This is a genomic window from Spirosoma migulaei (assembly GCF_054776855.1).
Window position 1 is genome coordinate 380,809 of sequence record NZ_BAAHBG010000002.1, and the last position, 23,997, is coordinate 404,805.

Below are 23,997 nucleotides of genomic sequence, written 5' to 3' on the forward strand. Positions count from 1 at the left end.
CAAAGGGCTATTAGTTGCTCAAATACCCGCAACCGGCGTAGCAGGGCTAATTTTTTTACTCAATCCCTGTAGCACTTTACCAGGGCCGCACTCAAAAAAGGCAGTGGCTCCATCGGCAACCATGCGCTCTACAGATTGTGTCCAGCGTACGGGCGATGTGAGCTGGGCAATCAGGTTTTCTTTGATTTGCTGAGGGTTGGTGGTGGGCTGGGCGTTTACGTTCTGATAAACCGGACAGCGGGGGGCATTAAACGGCATGTTCTGGACGGCTTCGGCAAACTCCGTTCGGGCGGGTTCCATAAATGGGGAGTGGAAAGCACCACTTACCGCCAGCGGCACCACGCGTTTAGCACCGGCAGCTTTTAACCGCTCTTCGGCCAGTTGAATCCCGGCCAAGCTGCCCGAAATAACAACCTGGCCTGGGCAGTTGTAATTGGCCGGAACAACAATCTCTTCTGTGATGCCCGCACATACGTCCTCAATGCCCTTATCGGCCAAACCCAGCACGGCTGCCATAGTGGATGGGACCAATTCACAGGCACGTTGCATGGCCGTTGCCCGGACGGATGCTAACCGAAGACCATCGGCAAACGAGAGTACCCCAGCCGCTGTAAGCGCCGACAACTCGCCGAGCGAGTGGCCCGCTACCATCTCGGGAGCGAAAGAATCCGTGGTAAGTGCCAGTACTACGCCATGCAAAAAAACAGCGGGCTGCGTATAAATGGTTTGCTTAAGATCATCGTCGGAGCCTTCAAACATAATGGAGGTCAGACTATAGCCCAGTACGTCATTGGCCTCCTCGAACAATTGGCGGGCAGCTTCGGAGTGTTGATAGAGATCGTGTCCCATTCCACGGAACTGTGAACCCTGACCCGGAAATACGTATGCGTTCATAATGAAATTCTTTTGACAGATAAAACGGTCGAAGGGTGCGAAAATAGCGGGATTATTAGGATTGGTCAAATAGGTAATCCAGCGCTTATAACTAATCTTTTATTTTTCAGTGCTTTACCGTGCGTCTGGCCTGGTGAGAACTCATACCTGACGCTCGGCTAATTTATTTTCTTGCGCAACGAACAACCCAACAAACAATTGACTACTACATACTGTTGCGAAACCAGCTTAATAAGATAATTTATACAAGCTGTAAATAAGTCATAAAACCGCCGATAAAGGCGCTTAATCTTGTTTCCATGGCGATTGTGCTTTAGCTTTGATGCGCCGTTTAAAGCGGCTTTTTTTCAATCGTTTACACTAAATTTTCGTGTCGTTCACCGTATGGCTTGGGTAACACAAACTCTGTCCAGCTCCCTCGGCCGCAAGGTCATAATGTCGTTGACGGGGCTGTTTTTAAGTTCATTTTTAATTGTTCACCTGGCTGGTAATTTACAGCTATTTAAGGGTGATGGCGGGCGGGCCTTCAATGAGTATACGTACTTCATGACCCACAATCCGCTTATCATGACCGTTTCCTATTTACTGTATACCTCTATTTTGGTACATGCACTCATGGCTTTTGTGCTCACGCGCCACAATCAGGCGTCGCGGCCCGTCAAGTATGCCTATAGCAAGCCAGAGGCAAACAGTGATTGGTCGTCCCGGAATATGGGTATTCTGGGTACGATTCTGCTATTGTTCATCATCATTCACATGCGGACGTTCTGGTACGAGATGCACTTCGGTGCCGTTCCTATGGCCGAGTACGATGGTAAGCAATACAAAGATCTCTATGCCGTGGTACAGGTTGCGTTTGGTGAACTGTGGTACGTTATACTGTATGTAATCTGTATGGTGGCCATTGGGTATCACCTGGCCCATGGTTTCCAGAGCGGTTTCCAAACGTTGGGTATCCGGCACAAAAAATATACGCCCGTGATTGAGTTCCTGGGTAAATATTTCTTTGCCATTATCATTCCGGCTGCCTTTGCAGCTATGCCAATTTACGTGTATTTACAGGTTCACCATATAATTTAATGAGTCAATGAGTGAATGAGCAAATGAGTGAATAACTCAGCTCAAGGCGATCTATTCACTCATTCGCTCATGTACTCATTCACAATTAGACGAATGAAACTGGAATCTAAAATCCCCGAAGGTCCTTTAGCCGAGAAATGGGCACGGCATAAGTTTGCGTTGAAACTGGTTAACCCAGCCAACAAACGTAAATACGATATTATTGTAGTGGGTACTGGCCTGGCCGGTGCATCGGCGGCTGCGTCATTGGCAGAACTGGGCTATAACGTGAAGGCGTTTTGCTTTCAGGACAGCCCTCGCCGGGCGCACTCGATTGCTGCGCAAGGAGGTATCAATGCCGCTAAAAACTACCAGAACGACGGCGACAGCGTGTTCCGTTTGTTCTATGATACCATTAAAGGTGGTGACTACCGCGCCCGCGAAGGTAACGTTCATCGGCTGGCAGAAGTCAGCGTGAACATTATTGACCAGTGTGTGGCGCAGGGCGTTCCGTTTGCCCGGGAGTACGGCGGGACACTGGCCAACCGTTCGTTTGGTGGCTCGCAGGTATCGCGTACGTTCTATGCCCGTGGCCAAACCGGGCAGCAATTGCTGCTTGGTGCTTATTCGGCACTGAGCCGTCAGGTGGCTAACGGGAAAGTGAAATTATACACACGTACCGAAATGCTCGACCTCGTGGTTGAGGGTGGTAAAGCGCGTGGTATTGTTGTTCGGAACCTGATTACCGGGAAAATCGAATCGCATTCAGCTCATGCAGTACTGCTTTGTACAGGCGGCTATGGCAACGTATTCTACCTATCGACCAATGCAATGGGCTGTAATGTTACGGCAGCCTGGCGGGCACACAAAAAGGGTGCTGTTTTCGGTAACCCGTGCTTTACACAGATTCACCCAACCTGTATTCCGGTATCGGGCCATTACCAGTCGAAACTGACGCTGATGTCGGAGTCGCTGCGGAACGATGGACGGGTGTGGGCGCCAAAATCGAAAGAAGACGCTCAGAAGATTCAGAAAGGTCAGTTAAAGCCAACCGATCTGCCCGAAGACGCGCGTGATTACTTCCTGGAACGTCGTTACCCATCATTTGGTAACCTTGTACCCCGCGACGTAGCCTCGCGGAACGCCAAAAACATGTGCGACGAAGGCCGGGGTGTTAGTAAAACCGGACTGGCTGTTTATCTGGACTTTGCCGACGCAATCAAACGCGATGGTCAGAAAACGATTGAGGCCAAATACGGTAACCTCTTCGAGATGTACGAAAAAATCACTGGCGAAAATCCGTACGAAACGCCGATGATGATCTATCCTGCCGTTCACTACACAATGGGCGGTTTGTGGGTCGATTACAACCTGATGACTACGGTTCCCGGTCTGTACGCACTTGGCGAAGCGAACTTCTCCGACCACGGTGCCAACCGCTTAGGGGCATCGGCGCTGATGCAGGGGCTGGCTGATGGTTATTTCGTTATCCCCTACACGGTGGGTGACTACCTGGCAACGATTGGCCCAGCCGATAAACTGCCGGTTGATTCTCCCGTATTTAAGGAGGCCGAGAAAAACATTACCGCTCAAATCAGTAAACTCCTTGCCATTAAAGGGACACGGCCGGTTGATGATCTGCACAAAGAACTGGGCCATATTATGTGGGAATACTGTGGTATGTCGCGTACGGCAGAAGGTCTACAACTCGCCAAGCAGAAGATTCAGGCCCTGAAGAAGGAGTTCTGGTCGAATGCGAAAGTACTTGGCGATGCTGACGAAATGAATCAGGCATTGGAGCAGGCCGGTCGTGTAGCCGATTTCATTGAGCTAGGTGAACTCATGGTTGACGATGCCCTGAACCGCAATGAATCCTGCGGTGGTCACTTCCGAGAGGAATACCAGACCCCCGATGGTGAAGCCCTTCGCGATGACGCTAACTATGCCTACGTGGCTGGCTGGGAGTATCAGGGTGAAGGTAAGCCTGAGTTGCTCAATAAGGAACCACTGGTATTTGAGAATGTAAAATTGACACAGCGGAGTTATAAATAAAGTGATGGGTTTACGGTATTCGGGTTATGGTAGGCTGACGCAAGAGATGCTTTCGCCAGCCTACCATAACCCGAATACCGTAAACCGTAAATCCGTCAAAGATGAAAATTAACCTAAAAGTCTGGAGACAGAAAAATAATAATACAGCGGGCAAGCTGGTTGAGTATCATTTGGATAACGTATCGGAAGATATGTCCTTTCTGGAGATGTTCGACGTACTGAACGACTCCCTGACCCGGAAAGGAGAAGATCCAGTTACCTTCGACCACGACTGTCGGGAAGGTATCTGTGGTACCTGTTCGATGTATATCAACGGACGGCCACACGGTCCGCAAACGGGAGCTACAACCTGCCAGTTACACATGCGTTCATTCAATGATGGCGATACAATTGTGGTTGAACCCTGGCGGGCACGCGCTTTCCCGGTCATCAAAGACCTTATGGTCGATCGGCTGGCCTTCGACCGGATCATCCAGGCCGGTGGATACGTATCGGTTAACACCGGTTCGGCTCCCGACGCCAACGAAATTCTGATTCCCCGTAGCATTGCCGATGAGGCAATGGATGCTGCTGCCTGTATTGGTTGTGGTGCCTGTGTAGCCGCCTGTAAAAATGCGTCGGCTATGCTGTTCGTTTCGGCAAAAGTGTCGCAATTGGCTATTCTGCCACAGGGGCAGTCGGAGCATAAGGAGCGGGCTGAGCGTATGGTCGCGCAAATGGATGCCGAAGGGTTCGGTGCCTGTTCGTTCACCGGTGCCTGTTCGGTTGAGTGCCCCAAATCCATTTCGCTGGATCACATTGCCCGTATGAACCGCGAGTACCTGGGTGCGAAACTGACTTCGGATAACGTTCAGGGATAAACTAAATTAGCAACAGAAAGCCCGACCAGTTATCCTGGTCGGGCTTTCTGTTGGTTAAAGGGATGCAATACGCTCAGAAAGTCTCCCCGTTCTCGCTTGGCTACGCCGAGTGAGTGGTATACTTTTAACGGCCTCTGGCCGGAGAATTGCAAATTACTAAACACGGGCCAGAGGCCCTTGAATGAATATACATCACTCGGCGTAGCCAAGCGAGAACGAAGGATACAACAGCAAAAAGTTTAACGTTAATTCCGCTTCCTGCGCTCTTCCCGTCTCGACTTCTTCGCGTCGTCCAGCGCTTTTTTTGCTTCCTTGTATTGACTGGATTTACGTTCCGCCTTGTCGATTACTTCTTTAAAGTATGTTTGAGCAAGGTCGTAGTCTTTCTCTTCGGTCGCAATTTTGGCCAGCCCGATGACTGACGATAAATAGTAGCCCGACGTCGTTGCATTTGTCTGTTTAGAGAAATCGACAGCTTGCTGGTAATATTTTTTGGCTTCGGGAGTATTCTTATAAAATATGGCGTTAATGTAAGCCAGAATATAGGCTGCTGTTCGACCGCTTACCGCTTCGTAACCCGATTGTGTGCGGCTAATTTTTTCAAGAATATCTTTAGATACCCGTTCCGCTTCGTTCGTACGGCCTGTTACAAAGGCTGACCGGGCGAAGTACCGCTCAAAAAATGGATTATCAGGATACTGCTCGTTCATGTACTTCGACATCTGGTACGCCTTGTCGTACTGATTCTCCATACTGTAAATCTGAACCAGGAAATAGCGAGCCTCAACGCGGGTGTAGAAAGCTGTATTTGCCGTTTTCTCCAACTCTTTGATGCCACTCACTTTGTTTCCTTTCGGAAAAAATAGCAGAATCGGCTTTAAGAGCGGGTAATTTTCGGGAATCCACTGAGCATAGTAATTATACATCCCATCGCCGAATAACAGTTCAGGACTGAAATCGGCATTTCCCTTGCATTTTTCGAAGTACTTCAGCGCATTTTTACCCGCAAATGTAGCCTTTGCCCATTTTTTACGCTCCGAGTAAAGTCGGCTTTTGAAGGCATAAGCAGCCGCGAGAAAAAACGAGGGTTCAAGTTTATTCTCGCTCTTATCATATAGTTCTTCGGCCAGGGTAATCGTAGAATCCATGTACATCAGGCACTGGTCATCATAGCCCGTTTCATCTGTATTGGGTACGATTTTCCACCACTCAGCCAATCCCATCAGGAACGTGGGCATGGGGTGTTTTGGGTAACGCAACCGCAACCATCTGAACTCCTTATCGGCCTCGTAGAACTTATAATTATACATCTGGTTGATAGCCTCCGCCGACTCAATCTGAACACCAGGGTGCTTAAGCAGACCATCATAGACCTTATCAAACGCCGACGGGTCATAGAGTTGAGCCTGCGCTAGTAGAGCGATGCCCATCAACCATATCGTCAACACAAGTTTCTTCATTTTGTCGAAATTAATTTGTTAGTATATCAACGTAAACCATCGGCCGTGCGTTTGCCAATTGTTATTTTTCCGTCGATTTTTTGTCAGCGACCTCCGTATCAGCGTATCTTTGCCGCCCCACAGACGCTGATATGATAACTGTAAAAGACAAAACGTTCGTCCCGTTTATTACCGCCGAAGCCATTCAAACGCGCATTCAGGAACTGGCCGAACAGATCAACCAGACGTATGCTGGTAAAACACCACTCATCGTGGTTGTACTGAACGGAGCCTTTCTGTTCGCTGCCGATTTGGCGAAGAAGTTAACGATTCCCTGCGAAATCACGTTCCTTCGGGTTTCTTCCTACAAAGGAACCGAGTCGACCGGGCAGCTTAAAGAAATACTGGGGCTAACTGAATCGGTAACAGGTCGAGACCTGATTGTAGTTGAAGATATTGTCGATACGGGCCGAACCCTTTGTGATATTCGGGATCAACTTCTGGCTCAGGAACCGGCATCACTTGCCATCGCTACGTTACTATTCAAGCCAGAAGCCTTACAAAAACCAATTGATTTACAGTATGTTGGCTTTGAAATTGAAAACCGATTTGTGCTAGGCTACGGCTTGGATTATGACGGCCTGGGCCGAAATACACCGGATATATTGGTGCTTGATTAGTACTAGTTTACCGGTCTACTTCGCCCATCACTACGTCAATTGATCCAATTATCGCCACCAAATCGGCCAGCATAGCCCCCCGACTGATTTCACTAATGACCGATAAGTTGTGAAAGCAACAGGAGCGGGCTTTGCAGCGAACCGGTATATCCGATTTACCATCTGTCCGAAAGAAAAAGCCTAACTCACCTTTGGCGCTTTCTGCACGGGCGTAAAAATCCATGGCCTTTGGACGAATTTTCTTCGGGACAACTGCCTGAGGGTCATAATCGCGGGTACGTTTATGATCGCCCAGGAGCTGATCCAGACACTGCTCAACAATACGAATGGATTGATGGCACTCCTGTACCCGAACATTGTTCCGATCCCAGCAATCGCCGACGGTTCCCATTTTACCCTCGCCAATCGGAATGTCGAAATCCAGTTCAGGATAAATGGAATAGCCATCTACCCGGCGCAAATCATACCGCAACCCGGAACCCCGTAGCATAGGCCCCGTACAGCCGTAATTGATGGCAACTGGCAAGGGGAGTACACCTACATTGGCCGTCCGTTTTATGAAAATCTCGTTTTCGATGACCAGTTGCTGCAATTCCACCATTTTGGGCTTCAGATACGCAACAAACTCCCGACACCGCTCTTCAAACCCTACCGGAAGGTCATAAAACAAGCCACCTACCCAAATGTAGTTATACAGCATCCGGGCACCACTCACCCATTCAAGCAATCGCTGAATGTGCTCCCGATCACGCATGAGCCAGAGAAAAGGCGTGTAGGCACCTATATCGAGCGCATAGGTGCCAATACCGACAAAGTGAGCGGCAATACGGTTCAGCTCAGCTACCAGCACCCGGATGTATTCGGTCCGTTTTGGAATATCGTTTTGAATGCCGAGCATTCGTTCAACCCCCATCACAAAGGCATGCTCACAGTTCATGGCAGCTAAGTAATCGAGTCGGTCCACGAACGGAATGGCCTGATTAAACGGCAACGACTGAGCATGTTTCTCAAAACAGCGGTGCAGATAACCAAGGTGAGGCACTACATCAACGATAATTTCGCCATCCGTAACCACCTCAAACCGCAACACACCATGGGTAGATGGATGCTGCGGTCCCATATTCAGGATCATCTCCCCTTCCTGAAGCATATCGGGTCGATAAATGCCGGGTTCCGATGCCCGAAAATGGCCCGGAGCGTATTCGTATTGGATCGTTTGCGTGGTCATGACAGGGCCAAAGGTCGAAAGAGGTAATCCCAATGCCAAACATTACGAACTTTTCTGACCTAATTCACTACAAATCATCAGTTTTTCTAAAGAAGGTGTTGCCTAAGTGAATCGGATTTCGTACCTTTGCGCTCCTTATCGAGAAAACGAACATTAGCGATGGCAAAGAAAGGCGCCAATAGAATCCAGGTTATTCTGGAATGCACCGAGCAGAAAGACAGCGGTGTACCCGGCATGTCCCGGTACATCACCACGAAAAACCGGAAAAATACGCCGGCGCGTATCGAACGGAAGAAATACAATCCGTTCCTGAAAAAAGTAACGTTGCATAAAGAAATTAAATAGTTCAGTTAGTTTAAAGTTTGTAGTCTGTAGTTCGTAGTTTACGCATATTACGCACTTCAAACCGCAAACTTCGAACCTCAAACTACAGACTAAAATGGCAAAAAAGGTAGTTGCAACCCTGAAAACGAAGGATAACGGCAAGGCATTCGCCAAAATTATCAAAGCCGTAAAATCGCCTAAAACTGGCGCTTACACCTTCAAGGAAGAAATGGTCCCAGTTGATGAAGTTCAGGCTGCGCTGAAAAGCTAGTCTTGTCGGAGTCAACATCCCGTCAAAGACATTCGTCCCACAGCCTTCATGGTTCTGTGGGACTTTTTTTGCTATAGTTTTGTTCAACCAATCAATAGTCAATACGGGGCCATCTGCATAGTCTGCCGTCATTAACGACATTGATGTGACATAGGCTAACAACTTACGACTAATCCACCACTGACTCACGACGATTTTTATGGCTTTATTCGGCTTATTCTCGAAAGAAAAAAAGGAAACACTCGACAAAGGATTAGAGAAAACCAAAGACAGCTTCTTCTCGAAACTTGGCCGGGCCGTCGTTGGTAAATCGACTGTTGATGAAGAGGTCCTCGACGAGGTGGAGAACGTTTTGATTTCGTCGGATGTGGGTGTTGAAACAACCGTTAAAATTATCCGCCGGATTGAAGAACGTGTTGCTCGCGATAAGTACATGGGCACGGACGAACTTGACCGGATTCTTCGCGAAGAGATAGCTGCACTGCTTTCCGATAACAACACCTCCGATGTGCCGGACGACTTTGACTTACCTGCCGGTAAAAAACCATATGTAATTATGGTTGTGGGGGTGAACGGTGTTGGCAAAACCACAACGATTGGCAAGCTTGCCGCTCAATTCCACAAACGGGGTAAAACAGTAGTACTGGGCGCAGGTGATACGTTCCGGGCTGCAGCCGTTGACCAACTCAAACTCTGGGGTGACCGCGTAGGGGTGCCGGTCGTTTCGCATGGAATGAATACAGACCCATCGGCAGTAGCTTTTGACGCTGTCAAAAAAGCGACCGATATGAATGCCGACGTCGTTATCATCGACACCGCCGGCCGATTGCACACCAAAGTCAACCTGATGAACGAGTTGACCAAAATTAAACGGGTAATGCAGAAGGTTACACCCGATGCGCCCCATGAAGTACTTCTGGTTCTTGATGGATCGACGGGTCAGAACGCGTTTATTCAGGCAACGGAATTTACCAAAGCAACCGAAGTTACAGCATTGGCTATCACCAAATTAGATGGTACAGCAAAAGGTGGCGTAGTCATTGGCATTTCGGATCAATTCAAAATTCCAGTTAAGTACATTGGGGTTGGCGAGAAAATTGAAGACTTACAAACCTTCAATAAAATGGAGTTTGTGGATTCGTTCTTTAAGAAATGATGTCTAAATGGCTTACCAACTTTCCTTCTCAGACAAAGCACTTAAAAGTCTGAAGCAAATATCCCAATCGGACAGTAAACGCATTATTGGTGCGCTTGAAGGATTGGCAAAAGATAGTGATAGCAAAGCTAATGTGAAACGGTTAACGAACCATTCAGATTACGAGTAGGTAATTACCGCGTTCTATACGACAAGCATGACGCGCTTCGCATCATTGCAGTTATTGATGTTGGCCATCGAAAAGATATCTACGAATGACACTAAACGCTCAAATTATTCAATCTGAAGGTAAACCAGCATTTGCGGTTATCGCCTACGAAGAATACGAAGCCATTCAGCAAAGTCTAGCCTCTTTTGATAATCTTGAAGATTTTGCCGATTATGTTCACGCGCTAACCGTAAAAAACGCTACCACAACCTGGCATACGCTAGATGACGTAAAAAAGGAACTGGGTTTATGAGTATTGGCCTATCTTTTTTAAGAAGTCGAGTGTTTATCCTTATAATAGGAGTAATACTAATCGTGATAAATACGGCCTGCGCTCAGAAGCATACCATCCGAAAAGCAGCAAAATCTGCTGCGATTCAGGGTATTTGTGGAACGGTTCTGGTAAAGCGGGGTAATCATATGCCGAGCCCTGGCTCACCCCGACCTAACGCAGATGGTTCAACCATAGAGCGTGAGGTGCTCATTTTCTCGCTGTTGAACATGAACCAGGTGGAAGCTGGTGATAATGGCTTTATCAACTCCGTTGGGCAGGCAAAACCAATCAAAACGGTCAAATCAGGAACGGATGGCAAATTTTGTGTAAGCCTTCCCGCTGGCCGATATTCAGTGATCGTGCAAGAACCGAAAGGCTTGTACGCCAATTCGTTTGATACGAAGAATAATATTTTTCCTGTTACTGTTGAGAAAGGAAAGAGTGCGCAAATTAAGATTGAGATTACGCATCAGGCCGTGTTTTAAGTTCCATGAAGAATGCGCTGATCTTATTAGCGATTATTTTTATCCCGTTTATCTGGTTCATCTACAAGATGATTCGGTATACAGACGATACCATAGGCGAAAACTCTCCGCTCTATCGCGAACGGACTTATGAGATTCAGATCGAGCAGTATTTCGTCACATTTTATAAGTTACTACTTGTTTTTACAGTTGTCATGATGCTCATACTGACAAAAATGCTTATCAGTATAGCCCTAAATCAGCACGATCCATTAGTTTTTATGGCTGCCCTGCTATTTTTGGGATTTGCGGTCTATGTCCTGTTCGTTTTTTACGTCGATTGGCACTATTGGACCATTACGCGAAATGTTCAGCTAACGCTAAATCCCTTTCAGCCAAGCATTCATATCGACAGTCCCGACCAACTAGCAACGCTTACACCTGATAGTATAGACCGAATCGAATTGCATCTCCGAAAAAGCGATAATCCTAAAGAGCCGCTCTATGGCTATGGTTATTATCTGTTTTACCAGAAAGATGGTACGGCTGTGCGGATAAATAATATCTTCTTTACGCACTACGCCGAATTCCTTGAGCGCTTTTTCTCACATACGCCCAGGCAGATTATTCGGCATCGTATTCCCTGGATTACCCCAATTGAGTAGTAGGAAACCCAGAAAGCACCGAACTTTGTAATCCAATCATTACGTTACCCATTACTATCGATTTGACCAATTATTGTTTTGAAAACCAAAGGAGTACGTACTAATAAAATTAATATCGTCACGCTCGGTTGCTCAAAGAACCTTGTGGATTCGGAGGTGCTGTTTACGCAACTCAAGGGCAACGGGATAAATGTGACCCACGAATCGAAAAAAGACGATGCTAACATTGTCGTGATCAATACATGTGGCTTTATCGACAATGCGAAAGAGGAGTCGATCAATACCATTCTCCGCTATGTAGATGCCAAAGAAGCAGGTATTGTTGATAAAGTTTATGTAACAGGTTGCCTTTCACACCGCTACAAAGACGAACTCGAAATCGAGATGCCAACCGTTGATGCCTGGTTTGGTACCAACGAACTGCCCCGGATGCTGAAAACCCTTCGCGCCGATTATAAGCACGAACTCGTTGGCGAACGGCTTTTGACAACACCCGCTCATTACGCTTACCTGAAAATTGCTGAAGGCTGTGATCGGCCCTGCTCGTTCTGTGCTATTCCACTGATGCGGGGAGGTCATGTATCGCGCCCAATGGATGAACTGGTGGCAGAAGCAAAATCATTGGCCCGGCGAGGTACTAAAGAGCTGATTCTGATTGCCCAGGATTTAACTTACTATGGTTTAGACCTGTACAAAAAGCGGAATCTTGCCGATCTGGTCAATAATCTTGCCGATGTAGAGGGAATAGACTGGATTCGGTTGCAGTACGCTTACCCATCAGGCTTTCCCATGGAAGTACTGGATGTAATGCGCCAACGACCAAACGTTTGTAATTATCTGGATATGCCATTGCAAACCGGCTCAACAGAGTTGCTGAAGCTCATGCGCCGGGGTATAACTCGTGAGCGAACCGAAGACCTGATTCATGCCATTCGTGATCGGGTGCCTGGTATAACCCTCCGTACGACCCTGATTGTAGGACACCCAGGCGAAACCGAAGCCATGTTTGGGGAGACCTATGAGTTTGTGGAACGGATGCGTTTTGACAGGATGGGCGTGTTCACCTACTCCCATGAAGATGATACCCACTCATTTACCATGCCCGATGATATTCCAGCGGACATCAAACAGGAGCGGGCCGATGAGTTAATGGAGCTGCAACAGGGTATTTCACAGGAGCTGAATCAGCAGAAAGTTGGTCAAACATACAAGGTACTGTTTGACCGGAAGGAGGGTGGGTATTTCATTGGTCGCACTGAAGCGGACTCGCCGGAAGTAGACAATGAGGTACTTATTCCAGCCACCCAATACGTCCGACTTGGCGATTTTGCCAATGTGCGAATTAATAGGGCTGAGGATTTTGATTTATACGGAGAGATAGTCTCCTGATTTTACAAACCCGCAAGTGAATCGTGGTGCCCCTCCCGAACCTTGCGGGTTTTTCCGTTGTTGAGCCGAATAAATCCCAACTCTCCGCCTATCGCATGGACTGTCAGTACCTGCCGCTTGCCTCAACCGGCCAGTTTTCGTCTCTTTTCCTCGATTACATTACTCAAAAAGATAGTCTAAAGCCTTTCTACGGTCGTTTTCCTGAGATAGCTGCATTCGGTGGACAAATAGCTGATAAGTCATTTGACGAGTCTAAACGGCGGGTTTTGGTCGATGCGCTTGAACGGCAATATCAACGTATTGACAATAAACCCGATTTTTCGGTGCTGCTACAGCCCAATACGTTTACCGTGACCACGGGTCATCAACTTAATATTTTCACGGGACCACTTTACATTGTCTATAAGCTGATTACGACCATTAACCTGGCGAAAAAGCTGAAAGAAACCTACCCTAATTACAATTTCGTCCCGATTTACTGGATGGCGACTGAAGACCATGACTTTGCCGAAATCAACCATTTCTCACTTTCGGGTCGGAGTTACACATGGCAGACTGAGCAGCGTGGAGCCGTTGGGCGCATGGATCCGAAAGAACTAAAAGCACTGTTTACTCAAATTCCGGAAAAGCTAGTCTTGTTTGAGGAGGCCTACCTCAAACAGGATACGTTAGCAAATGCCGCCCGGTATTACGTGAATGAGCTATTCGGCACCGAGGGGTTGATTTGTCTGGATGCGGACGATACTGCCCTCAAAGGTGTGTTTGCCCCCGTCATGCGCGATGAGCTACTTCATCAGCACTCCGGCGATTTAGTGCAGCAGAAAACAGAAGAATTGGAAGCATTAGGCTACAAAACGGTGATTGCGCCCCGCGATATCAACCTGTTTTACCTCGACGACCAACTGCGCGAACGCATTGAGCGATCAGATGATGGTGTTTATAAAGTTCTTCATACAAAACTCAAATTTTCGGAAAGTGAAATCCTGAATGAGCTGGATGAGCATCCCGAACGCTTCAGCCCGAACGTAGTTCTACGCCCTTTATACCAGGAAACGATTCTGCCTAATCTGGCTTATATCGGTGGGCCATCGGAAGTGCCCTATTGGTTGCAGCTAAAAGGCGTGTTCGAACATTTTCAAACTACGTTTCCGATACTGATGCCGCGTAATTTTGCGATGTACGTTCCTTCGGTTAGTGCGAAACGTATTGGCAAACTCGGCCTCACGCCCGAAGAACTTTTTCAGGATACGCTTACGATTAAACGCGCCTACGTTGAGCACCATTCCCGCCATACGCTTAAGTTCGATAACGAAAATAAGACCGTAAATAAGGCGCTGGACGCCATTCTGCACAAAGCGCAGATGGTTGACCCAACGCTGGAGAAGGCAGTTCTGGCCGAAACCAAGCGGTTTGCCAATGCCATTACCCGGCTCGAAAAGAAAATGCGCCGGGCCGAAGAACGTAATCAGGAAACTGGAGTTCGGCAGTTGTTAGCCGTTAAAAATGAGCTCTTTCCAAACGGCGGGTTGCAGGAACGTAGCGAAAACTTCCTGACGTTCTACCTGAACGACCGTAAGTTTCTCCAAAAGATGCTTTCTTCTTTTGACCCTTTCAATTACCAGATGCAGCTTTGTTTAGAGTGAAGTCGACTGGCAGGTGTCAGTCATAATTGTATGAACAAAGCTGAACTACGTCGTGAATTTCTAGCCAGGCGGAAAGCGATGACGACCGATGAGGTAGCCCATCAAAGCCAACTCATTGCCGATCATTTCTTTACCTATTTTGAGCAGAACAAACTTGGAGATACGCCTAGCACGATCCATACGTTTCTGCCCATTAAACGGCATAAAGAAGTTGATACCTGGCCAATTATTGAGCGTATTTGGTTGACGTTACATCAGGTGCATATTAGTGTCCCGGTTACCGATGAGTATAACTACCAATTGGTGAATTATACCATTTTCCCAGCAACTCCTTTAGTTGAAAATAGACTGGGTATACCCGAACCCGCTGTTGGAAGTCGGTACGAAACGGATCCTGAGCAAATAAGCATCGTATTGGTGCCCTTACTAGCGTTCGACCAGCAGGGAAATCGTGTTGGCTACGGTGGAGGTTATTACGACCGTTTTTTGGCTGAGCAAGTACCTGGCAGCCGGAAAATTGGCTTGTCGTTTTTCGGTCCGGTTGATCAAGTCGATGGTCTTGATAATACAGACATTAAACTAGATGCCTGTATTACCCCTGAACGGTTATACAGCTTTGATTAAGAATAGTTAATAGAAGTTTATCCATATTTTAATATGAATAAATTCTGGTTGTTGTTAACTTTCTCAAAAGAACAACTACTATGAAAAAAATTCTGCTTTTACTCCTCTTAGGCCCGCTACAGGCGTGGGCCCAGCAAGACAGGATAATACCTCCTCCTGTGTCAGCCGAGAATCTTAAGCCCATTGAAAGCGACCTGGTTCCTGCGTACAATGGTCGCTATGGGAATAGTGTACGCACGCAGTATGTTTATGATGGGCTGGATGTTCGCCATGCTAAAGACCTGGGGCAATACATTCTGGCATCTAATAATCCCGATGCAATTCGCGAATTCAACAGCTACTTAACCAGCCGCCATGTGGGTGGATGGTTAATTGCGGGAGGCATTATAACCTCAGGAATTGGCCTAATCATAGGTATTTCCAATGATCATTCGGGAGAAGCCAGCAAGGGCCCCTATTCGTCAACAGGAGTTGTCAGTAACGGAGTGATATGCTATGGCTATTGCAATTCCGTTCCAGATCGCACAAATCAGAGTGCTGTAAAAGCAGGTGTCACCACTTTCTTTTCTGGACTGATAGTGGCCGCAATTGGTGCCTATATGCTACGTCCGGGCCCACACCTTCGTCGGTCTGTTCAGTATTATAACCGTGGCCTTAAACAGCAAGGCATCTCCTGGCAGTTAACGCCTTATTCATCGTTGTCTAGTTCGGGAGTTGGGTTAGTTGGGCGGTTCTGATTTTTTTAGAATATAATTCCTGACCATCAAAGTTTTACCGTACTTTTGCACTCCAAAAAGGCGGGCAGTCCGCCGTTGCGGGTAACTCCGCTTTTATTAACCACTTAAACGCGGATTTCCATGGCTTCGGCCAACCATCCGCCTTACCAAAATGAAAATCGCAGTCGTTGGCGCCACAGGCCTGGTCGGTGGCGAAATCCTGAAGGTTCTGGAAGAACGTAACTTCCCTGTATCTGAACTTATTCCTGTCGCTTCTGAGCGTTCGGTTGGTAAACAGGTTGAGTTCAAGGGTAAATCGTACACGGTTGTTAGCTTCGAGGATGCTATTGTTGCCAAACCTGCCATTGCGATTTTTTCGGCGGGTGGTGGCACATCGCTGGCATTGGCTCCCAAGTTTGCCGAAGCGGGTATTATCGTTGTTGATAACTCGTCGGCCTGGCGGATGGACCCAACTAAAAAACTGATCGTTCCGGAAGTTAATGCCGATGCGCTGACTCCCGAAGATAAGATCATCGCCAACCCAAACTGCTCGACTATCCAGATGGTGGTAGCGCTGAAACCGCTCCATGATCGGTATAAAATCAAACGGGTGGTTGTGTCAACGTATCAGTCGGTAACCGGAACGGGTAAAGCTGCCGTTGATCAGCTTTTTGCCGAACGGGCTGGTAATCAAGAGGTGTCAAAAGTATATCCGCACCCAATTGACCTGAACGTGCTCCCTCATATTGATGTCTTCCTCGATAACGGCTATACGAAAGAGGAGATGAAAATGGTCAATGAAACCAAGAAAATCATGGGCGATGACTCGATACAGGTAACGGCTACTACAGTTCGTATTCCGACAATCGGTGGCCACTCGGAAGCCGTGAATGTTGAATTTGAAACAGAATTTGATCTTGCTGAAGTGGTTGATATTCTGAGCAAAGCGGAAGGTATTATTGTTCAGGACGATCCAGCCAATAAAGTGTATCCAATGCCGCTAACAGCGCACGGGAAAGATGAAGTATTTGTAGGCCGCCTTCGTCGCGATGAAAGCCAGCCCAAAACGCTAAATATGTGGATTGTGGCCGATAACCTCCGCAAAGGAGCGGCCACCAACGCTGTACAAATTGCGGAATATCTGCTAAAGCATAATTTGGTTGAAGCAGAAACGGTAGCTGCGTAACCATTATTCCTGACTACTCTATAAAAGTCCCGTTTGGCTTGCTGCCAGGCGGGACTTTTTGTCTATATTGATGTATGAATATGACGCCAGTTATCCAGCTCCAGGACCTTCACAAATCGTATGGGTCGACACCCGTTTTGAAGGGGATTAATTTGAGTGTTTCGGCAGGGCAGGTGGTGGGCTACATTGGCCCCAATGGTGCTGGAAAGTCTACGACAATTAAAATCCTGATTGGTATGCTGCCCGATTATACAGGAGAAGCCACTGTGTTGGGTATGGATGTAAAAACCAGCGCCCTCGACATTAAGCGACGGATTGGCTACGTTCCTGAAAACGCAGCCTTATACGACACGCTGACACCCATGGAGTATCTGCAATTCATTGGGCAGTTGTATGGTCTGGAAACCGCCCAGATTGAACGTAAAGCGCTTGAATTGCTACGTCTGTTCCAGCTCAACGACTACACGAATGCCCGGATGACTACCTTCTCGAAAGGGATGAGGCAAAAAGTTCTGCTCATTTCCGGGCTGCTCCATAACCCGGACGTTATTTTTCTGGATGAGCCTCTCTCTGGTTTAGATGCTAATGCAGTTGTATTGGTTAAGGAAATTATCCGTCAGTTAGCGAATAGCGGCAAAACGATCTTTTACAGTTCGCACATCATGGATGTGGTTGAAAAGATTTCGGACCGGATTATTATTATCAATCAGGGACAGATCATTGCCGATGGTACCTTTGCCGAATTGCAGCACCAGCGTCCTGAATCACTCGAACAACTGTTTGCCGAACTTACCGGTAGCGAAGGCCAGACGGGGATCGCCGAAGAGTTTATTCATACCCTGAAAAACTAACTGGTATGACAACCCTTATTCTCTGGCTACTCGACCATCTTCAATCCCTATTTCGGGCAATGGGTGCCGATTATGGGCAAGTGCGGGCGATTGTGCAGGTTAAGCTTACGATGGATAATCGTCGTAGCATTGTCTCCTTAGGCCGCTATGGTAAACAATCCGCTGAAAACAATAACAGTTTTATCCGTATTCTGGGCGTTTACACCTTTATTGGTGGCCTTATCAGCCTGAGTATGCTGTCTTTTCCTGAGAAGGAAAGCATGTTTTTCCCGCTCACGCTGCAATTTGCCTACGTTATGGCACTTTGCGCGATGACACTTATTTCGGACTTCTCCTCAGTAATTCTGGATTCATCGGATAACCAGATTATTTTGCCCCGGCCTGTTAGCAGTCGAACGCTCTGGCTGGCTCGTGTCGTGCATATTGCCAGCTATCTGTTTGCTATTGCACTTTCGCTGTCAATAGGCGCAATTTTTATCATCTCAATTCGGTTTGGCGGGCTGGCGGGCATACTGGTTTTAGTGTTGAGCCTGCTATCGGCGGTGCTGATGGTATTTCTGACGAATGTATTTTATCTGGTACTCATGCGATTCATCAGTGAAGAAAAACTGCGTGAGGTGATCAATTATTTCCAGATTGTGATGGCCATTCTGTTCTACGGAGGCTACCAGCTTTTGCCACGCCTGATGGACCCAACAACTAGATTGACTCAGGCGTTCGAACACCATTGGTGGCATTACCTGATTCCACCAATGTGGATGGCCGGAGCCGTGGATCTGGTTGTTCACCCAGCCATTGACCGGGTCCATCTAATTTTTCTTACCCTGGCATTCGTCACGCCTTTCGTTGGATTGTGGTTCATGAATCGTTTCCTGACTACCAATTTCACGCAGAAACTAAGTGGCCTCGATCAGGAAAGTCGCCCAGAATCAGCTGCAACTGCCGAGCCGATAATTCCGTCCAATCGTGCAGGATGGGTAGAGCGGTTTTCTGGCTGGTTTACAACCAACCCGCTCGAACGAGCGTCTTTTGCATTTACCTGGCGGGTAACGGGCCGGGACCGAAAATTCAAACTCAAAACCTACCCACAACTGGGCTTTGGGCTGGCTTATGTGGTGGCCATGTCGTTTCAGAGCCGTAGTCTTGGTGCCAGTAGTTTCTTCTATTTGTTTGCCCTTTATTTTGCCAGTATTTACGTGATGGTGGCGCAATATCAATTAAGCGTTTCAGACAATTACAAAGCTTCGTGGATCTACGGCAGTGCCCCCATCCGCGAACCGGGTGACCTACTGGTAGGTTCTCTGAAAGCATTGATTATAAAACTTCTAACACCTTTCTACCTGTTACTGTCCGCTTATATTCTTTATCGGTATGGTACGGATAAAATCAGTGATGTACTGCTGGCATTTAGTAATTCGCTGGTGATGTTATTGAGTGCTGCTCTGTTCTCAACTCGCTATATGCCGTTCTCTATTGAGCAGGACGCGCTGAAACAGAACAATACGGCCCGTGGTCTTTTGGTAAGTATCGTGTTAGCAGTTGTTGGATTCTCTCATTATGGCCTGACGTTTATACCTTATGGTGTGTGGATCGCCATTCCTGTATCAATAGCCGTGTTCTGGATTCTACTTAGGCAATATAAAAAAACGGGTTGGGAACGGGTTGTAATGGGATGAGATTATTTACTAATCCCATATTTTCGTAACTTGTTAAGGTGGTGCCTATATATAGTACAAATTATTATTTGTAAAGGCTATTAATTATAAATTGGTTAATTTTGGTGTAAATTATTCACTAGTATTTGTATAAAATGCTTGATTATGCATATAAGGTATACATTAAGTATTATTATTTCGATAATTATTTTGCACCTTTCGCCATTCGTTTATAGCCAGGATAACTTATTTCAAAAACTAGAGCAACGAGTCTATATACTTAATAACCAATTGAAATATAATGAATCACAGGCTTTACTACTACCTGTTTTACAGAGCCAGACGTTCAATGCCAGTGAAAAATATCAGGCGGCTATTCTACTTTCCTATACCTACAAGCGTGTATTTGACTACCAGTCTACGCTGAAATTTCTGGAAATGGCGCGAAAATTCGCGCAAGAAACTACCCAAAAAGATCAGTATCTAGCGTCAATTGAAGCCGAAGAAGCTTTTGTGTACTTCGATACGCATGATTACGATAAGGCTGACCAGCTCACAGCACTGCTAGAAAAGTCTGGATTTAAGCACATTAGTCTGGAAAATAAATCAAAGTTGATCATGCAGCGCGGCTACCTACTTTTTCTTGACAAGAAATATGTGGAAGCTGAAGCGATTTACGATCAAGCCATTCAGCTGATGAAGCTATCGACACCCTGCCATTTGCCTATGGCCCTTGTCAAAAAGATGCAACTCTATAATGCGATGAATCGGCTCGATTTGTTGCAGGATGCCTTGAAACAATCGACCTTCTACGCAGATTCCTGCCATATTATCAAATACCATCTTTATACATACGAAGAGCTGCTGCACATTTACGAAAGCCGAAACGATTTTATCCATCTGGCTGAGACCCAAAAAAAAGTAGATAGTCTGAATACCATCTACGCCAAAGAGGTCAATATTTCTTCGCTACATAATCAGAAAGAGAACATTCTGTTAGGCGAAAAAGATGAACAACTAAAGCAGGAACACACAAGTCGGGGATTTCTTACAATAACCCTGGTGTGTATACTTGCAATCGCTCTTGTTTTATTCATCTGGCTAATCCTGTACAAACGGAAGGTCGAGGTGGAGTTTCTCCGTATGAAAGCTGAGCTGGAATATTATCTGGCTATCAATAAAGAGGCTACGCCCACTAAAACGCCAACGGAAAAAAAAGAGTTAAGCAATCTATCGGAACGGCAACTGGAAGTACTGAACTGTATGGCATCAGGTATGTCGAACAAACAAATAGCCAACAAACTCTTCATTTCCGAAAACACAGTAAAATACCACATTAAAAATATCTACCAGCTTCTGGAAATTAATGACCGGAAAGATTTTCTGGTCAACATGCGGAAATAGGCCCTATTACCTAAAAATTACCTATTTATTCATTCTGTTTATTGTTTTTTGCCTAACAACTACCCGAATGGGTAGTTGTTATTTAGGCTAGACAGTATAGATTTGAGGAACTGCATACAATTCATTCTTTTGTCTGTCAGCCTACATCATATTTGAGACCTTGTACTGACAGGGTGCTCACGTGATGTATAACTTAGCCTTAAACACTAGCTCTACCTTCTCCTGGCCAATGAACTCGGATAATCATTTTGGCTCACCAAATCCCGCCTTGAATTACCTTGAATTCACTAATTTGCTCGCGCAGTATAAACGGGCTGTTTATGAAAAGTGGCTTCCTATTCAACTTGTGGAGTTCCCCAGGGAAATTCATTTATCTAATTTAGGAATACCAGTCAATGAAGGTGCTGACCCTATAAGCGTAGAGTAGTTGGCCATATATACAAATAGACTACCGGTTTCCGTTAAACAGACTCAGTTGACGCCAAGACGGATGCCCGTTTCCATCAAAGCCTCATTAGTTACTTTCCAGGCACAACAGGTATTTTTGGGTAGTGATTGTTACCACTAGGAGAAAACATAAATTTTTCTTCCAAAGAGCGTGTACTTTTATAGGTAGAGTCTCTACGAGAGAAATTTTTATTTTATATCTTCCATCGTTAACGCTCACTCTACCTACATGGAACGGTATCTATCTTTCTTGTTGATATTCATTGCATGGACGGCAGCGGCACAAATCCGAAATCCTGCCAACAAAGCCATTTATCTGGAAGATATTTCCTGGACGAAGGCCCGTGAGCTCTTAACTCCTAACGCGGTCGTCGTTATTCCCCTGGGAGCGGGCTCTAAAGAACATGGTCCCCATTTGCCGTTAGCTACCGACTATCTACAAGCCGAAGGTTACGCTAAAGAAATAGCGCTACAACGAAATGTTCTCATTGCACCCATTGTCAGTTATGGGTTTTATCCGGCTTTTCTGAAATATCCCGGCTCTACGAGTATCAATTTTGAAACAGCAACCGCTACCGTTGTTCAAATTGTACGAAGTTTAGCGTCCTACGGCCCCCGGCGGTTTTATATTGTTAATATAGGCGTCAGTACTACGCCAACCTTACTGGTGGCAGCAAAAACGCTGGCTGATGAAGGTATCCTACTTTATTATAGCCGCTACGATCGGCAAGGCTTTGTGCAGGCTGAACAGCCGTTTCGCACCCGAGCGTATAGTGGACATGCCGATGAACTTGAATCGTCAAATTTGCTTAATCTGCGTCCTGACCTGGTAGATATGAGTAAGGCTGTGAATGACTCATCTATGAAAGGTAAATCGGGGGGCATGACCCCTGTAATGGTAGCGGGAGGGAACCTCAACACAAGTGGTATTAATGGTTATGCGGCCCTGGCTACAAAAGAAAAAGGCCGTAAAGGAATGGCCGCTTTTGCCAAAGAGCTTATTCGGGAGATTGACAGCGTGAGTACGTGCACTTTGCCGAAGGCTATCGACCGGACTGCTCTCTATGAGTCTTATATAGGCACTTATGTAGATAAAGCGGGAACTGAACTGGTAATTAGCCAAAAAGGCAATCGCTTGTTCTTCTTATGGAACAAGATAGACACAAGCAATTTCTTTCATTTATACCAGGATGCTCCTGATTGTTTCTCTTCCATGAATCTGAATGTGTTGTTTGTTCGGAATGATCTGGGGCAGGTAACAAAAGCATGGTGTCAGTTTCGAGGGGCGTCTTTTTGGGTAACGAAGTCAAACTAACAGCCTGCTAAACGCCTTGTAAATCCATGCGCAGAAAAGATTTTTTAAAAATAGGCGGTATGCTGGCCGCTACGGCTTCTCAGGCAAGTTTGTTCGGTTCTCCGATTAGTAAGGCCAGCACAGCTAATGCGCCTATCGACTTTATTCACGATGGCTTGTTGCTCTCACCTAAGGAGTATGCGAGCTTGTTGATGAAACTGGCCGATGAAGGGAAAATCAAGCCCGATTATTATTCCAATGGTGGCGTTGTAGAGGAGTTAGAAGCCAAATTTGCCAGCTTATTAGGGAAAGAATCAGCTGTTTTTATGCCAACCGGTACACTCGCCAATCATATTGCGATTCGCCAGTTAGCGGGCCAAAACCGCAGGGTGATTGTTCAGGAACAGAGTCATTTATATAACGATACCGGCGATTGTGCACAGACATTAAGTGGCCTTACCCTTATCCCCTTGGGGACTAATACGGTGGAATTTAGTCTGGATGACGTTGATAGTATCGTCAAGAAGACACAGGGGGGGCGTGTGGCAACCCGAATTGGTGCTCTGTCGATCGAGTCGCCGGTACGTCGGCAAAAAGACCAGCTATTCAGTTTTGATAACGTTCGTCAGTTAACCGAATATGCAAAGAGTAAGGATATAAAAACGCATCTGGACGGAGCACGATTATTTGTTCAGCCCGTTCATACCAACGTATCGGTCATTCAGTACGGTGCGCCTTTTGATACAATCTACACATCGCTCTGGAAGTGTTTCAATGCGGCATCGGGGGCAGTGCTGGCTGGCTCAAAACGCTTTACAGAAAACTTATTTCATGAACGCCGGATGTTTGGTAGCGGATTGCCCACTGCCTGGGCATTTGCTGCCGTAGCCCTGTATTACGCAGACAGCTTTGCTGACGAGTATAAGCAAGCCTGGACAAAGGCACAACAGTTATTCACCCTGCTTCGAAAAGACGAACGATTCAGTATCGCGCAGTTTGAGCACGGTTCTCACATCGTTGAGTTGACCTTAAAAAACGCTAACTCAACTCGTTTTAAAGAAGCGCTGGCCAAAATGAATCTTGAACTATCCGCTCCCGTTAACAGTAGCTTTCTATTAAAAATTAATCCCTCACTCAACCGGGATACCCCTCAAAATCTGGCCAACCGATTTTTGGCAGCCTTGAGTTAGCGGTGTATCATACACCAATGCCCA

General features: G+C 46.6%; 23 protein-coding genes and 1 pseudogene. 21 read left to right on the forward strand and 3 right to left on the reverse strand.

The window, feature by feature from the left end:
* Positions 1-18 precede the first annotated feature (18 nt).
* Complete coding sequence (gene fabD / locus ACYVGO_RS02685) at positions 19-894, reverse strand: ACP S-malonyltransferase (RefSeq protein ID WP_460967386.1); 876 nt, start codon at positions 892-894, stop codon at positions 19-21.
* Between the two features lie 384 nt (positions 895-1,278).
* Here fabD and ACYVGO_RS02690 point away from each other — a divergent pair, with 384 nt between their 5' ends.
* The 3 genes from ACYVGO_RS02690 (at position 1,279) to ACYVGO_RS02700 (ending at position 4,865) form a co-directional block, all read left to right on the forward strand.
* Entirely contained in the window at positions 1,279-1,974 is a 696-nt protein-coding gene (locus ACYVGO_RS02690) for a succinate dehydrogenase cytochrome b subunit (protein WP_142770305.1), read from the forward strand.
* A 93-nt stretch (positions 1,975-2,067) separates the two neighbouring features.
* Entirely contained in the window at positions 2,068-4,005 is a 1,938-nt protein-coding gene (locus ACYVGO_RS02695) for a fumarate reductase/succinate dehydrogenase flavoprotein subunit (RefSeq protein WP_142770306.1), read from the forward strand.
* Positions 4,006-4,106: 101 nt separating this feature from the next.
* Positions 4,107-4,865: a succinate dehydrogenase/fumarate reductase iron-sulfur subunit gene (locus ACYVGO_RS02700; RefSeq protein WP_142770307.1), complete on the forward strand. Its 759-nt coding sequence runs from the start codon at positions 4,107-4,109 to the stop codon at positions 4,863-4,865.
* A gap of 245 nt (positions 4,866-5,110) precedes the next feature.
* On the opposite strand, the gene ACYVGO_RS02705 is transcribed toward ACYVGO_RS02700, so the two are convergent.
* On the reverse strand, positions 5,111-6,325 hold the full coding sequence (locus tag ACYVGO_RS02705; protein ID WP_460967389.1) for a tetratricopeptide repeat protein: 1,215 nt from the start codon (positions 6,323-6,325) through the stop codon (positions 5,111-5,113).
* A 131-nt stretch (positions 6,326-6,456) separates the two neighbouring features.
* On the opposite strand from ACYVGO_RS02705, the gene hpt reads away from it, so the two are divergent.
* A complete protein-coding gene (gene hpt / locus ACYVGO_RS02710; RefSeq protein ID WP_460967391.1) occupies positions 6,457-6,984 on the forward strand; it encodes a hypoxanthine phosphoribosyltransferase in 528 nt (175 codons plus the stop codon).
* 7 nt (positions 6,985-6,991) lie between these two features.
* Here hpt and ACYVGO_RS02715 read toward each other — a convergent pair whose 3' ends face one another.
* Positions 6,992-8,212, reverse strand: a complete 1,221-nt coding sequence (locus ACYVGO_RS02715; RefSeq protein ID WP_460967393.1) for an NADH-quinone oxidoreductase subunit D — start codon at positions 8,210-8,212, stop codon at positions 6,992-6,994.
* Positions 8,213-8,371: 159 nt separating this feature from the next.
* Between ACYVGO_RS02715 and rpmG the strand changes: the two genes are divergently transcribed.
* The 17 genes and pseudogenes from rpmG (at position 8,372) to ACYVGO_RS02800 (ending at position 23,973) form a co-directional block, all read left to right on the forward strand.
* The gene (rpmG, locus tag ACYVGO_RS02720; RefSeq protein ID WP_012929817.1) at positions 8,372-8,557 is read left to right on the forward strand and encodes a 50S ribosomal protein L33; all 186 of its coding nucleotides are present in this window, start codon (positions 8,372-8,374) and stop codon (positions 8,555-8,557) included.
* Positions 8,558-8,651: 94 nt separating this feature from the next.
* Positions 8,652-8,807, forward strand: coding sequence for a DUF4295 domain-containing protein (locus ACYVGO_RS02725; RefSeq protein WP_012929818.1), 156 nt, complete (start codon positions 8,652-8,654; stop codon positions 8,805-8,807).
* Positions 8,808-9,006: 199 nt separating this feature from the next.
* Positions 9,007-9,963, forward strand: coding sequence for a signal recognition particle-docking protein FtsY (gene ftsY / locus ACYVGO_RS02730; protein WP_460967395.1), 957 nt, complete (start codon positions 9,007-9,009; stop codon positions 9,961-9,963).
* Positions 9,964-10,128: 165 nt separating this feature from the next.
* Positions 10,129-10,221: pseudogene (locus ACYVGO_RS02735) on the forward strand (type II toxin-antitoxin system RelE family toxin); the annotation flags it as partial.
* Positions 10,218-10,424 (forward strand): type II toxin-antitoxin system Phd/YefM family antitoxin, encoded by a 207-nt coding sequence (locus ACYVGO_RS02740; RefSeq protein ID WP_460967397.1) that lies wholly within the window; start codon positions 10,218-10,220, stop codon positions 10,422-10,424. The pseudogene ACYVGO_RS02735 and the gene ACYVGO_RS02740, both read left to right, overlap by 4 nt.
* A gap of 62 nt (positions 10,425-10,486) precedes the next feature.
* Positions 10,487-10,930 (forward strand): hypothetical protein, encoded by a 444-nt coding sequence (locus ACYVGO_RS02745; protein ID WP_460967399.1) that lies wholly within the window; start codon positions 10,487-10,489, stop codon positions 10,928-10,930.
* Positions 10,931-10,935: 5 nt separating this feature from the next.
* Entirely contained in the window at positions 10,936-11,574 is a 639-nt protein-coding gene (locus ACYVGO_RS02750) for a hypothetical protein (protein ID WP_460967400.1), read from the forward strand.
* Positions 11,575-11,652: 78 nt separating this feature from the next.
* A complete protein-coding gene (rimO, locus tag ACYVGO_RS02755) occupies positions 11,653-12,963 on the forward strand; it encodes a 30S ribosomal protein S12 methylthiotransferase RimO (protein WP_460967402.1) in 1,311 nt (436 codons plus the stop codon).
* A 95-nt stretch (positions 12,964-13,058) separates the two neighbouring features.
* Positions 13,059-14,606, forward strand: a complete 1,548-nt coding sequence (bshC, locus tag ACYVGO_RS02760; protein ID WP_460967785.1) for a bacillithiol biosynthesis cysteine-adding enzyme BshC — start codon at positions 13,059-13,061, stop codon at positions 14,604-14,606.
* A gap of 30 nt (positions 14,607-14,636) precedes the next feature.
* Positions 14,637-15,230: a 5-formyltetrahydrofolate cyclo-ligase gene (locus tag ACYVGO_RS02765; RefSeq protein WP_460967404.1), complete on the forward strand. Its 594-nt coding sequence runs from the start codon at positions 14,637-14,639 to the stop codon at positions 15,228-15,230.
* A gap of 80 nt (positions 15,231-15,310) precedes the next feature.
* Positions 15,311-15,967, forward strand: a complete 657-nt coding sequence (locus ACYVGO_RS02770; protein WP_460967406.1) for a hypothetical protein — start codon at positions 15,311-15,313, stop codon at positions 15,965-15,967.
* Between the two features lie 151 nt (positions 15,968-16,118).
* The gene (locus ACYVGO_RS02775) at positions 16,119-17,132 is read left to right on the forward strand and encodes an aspartate-semialdehyde dehydrogenase (protein WP_460967408.1); all 1,014 of its coding nucleotides are present in this window, start codon (positions 16,119-16,121) and stop codon (positions 17,130-17,132) included.
* 80 nt (positions 17,133-17,212) lie between these two features.
* On the forward strand, positions 17,213-17,983 hold the full coding sequence (locus tag ACYVGO_RS02780) for an ABC transporter ATP-binding protein (RefSeq protein WP_460967786.1): 771 nt from the start codon (positions 17,213-17,215) through the stop codon (positions 17,981-17,983).
* A 5-nt stretch (positions 17,984-17,988) separates the two neighbouring features.
* Positions 17,989-19,659: a hypothetical protein gene (locus ACYVGO_RS02785; protein ID WP_460967410.1), complete on the forward strand. Its 1,671-nt coding sequence runs from the start codon at positions 17,989-17,991 to the stop codon at positions 19,657-19,659.
* 270 nt (positions 19,660-19,929) lie between these two features.
* Positions 19,930-21,042 carry a helix-turn-helix transcriptional regulator gene (locus tag ACYVGO_RS02790; RefSeq protein WP_460967412.1) on the forward strand — a complete coding sequence of 371 codons (1,113 nt, stop codon included), beginning with the start codon at positions 19,930-19,932 and terminating at the stop codon, positions 21,040-21,042.
* A gap of 676 nt (positions 21,043-21,718) precedes the next feature.
* On the forward strand, positions 21,719-22,804 hold the full coding sequence (locus tag ACYVGO_RS02795) for a creatininase family protein (protein ID WP_460967413.1): 1,086 nt from the start codon (positions 21,719-21,721) through the stop codon (positions 22,802-22,804).
* A gap of 26 nt (positions 22,805-22,830) precedes the next feature.
* A complete protein-coding gene (locus ACYVGO_RS02800) occupies positions 22,831-23,973 on the forward strand; it encodes a threonine aldolase family protein (protein ID WP_460967415.1) in 1,143 nt (380 codons plus the stop codon).
* The last annotated feature ends 24 nt before the right edge of the window (positions 23,974-23,997 follow it).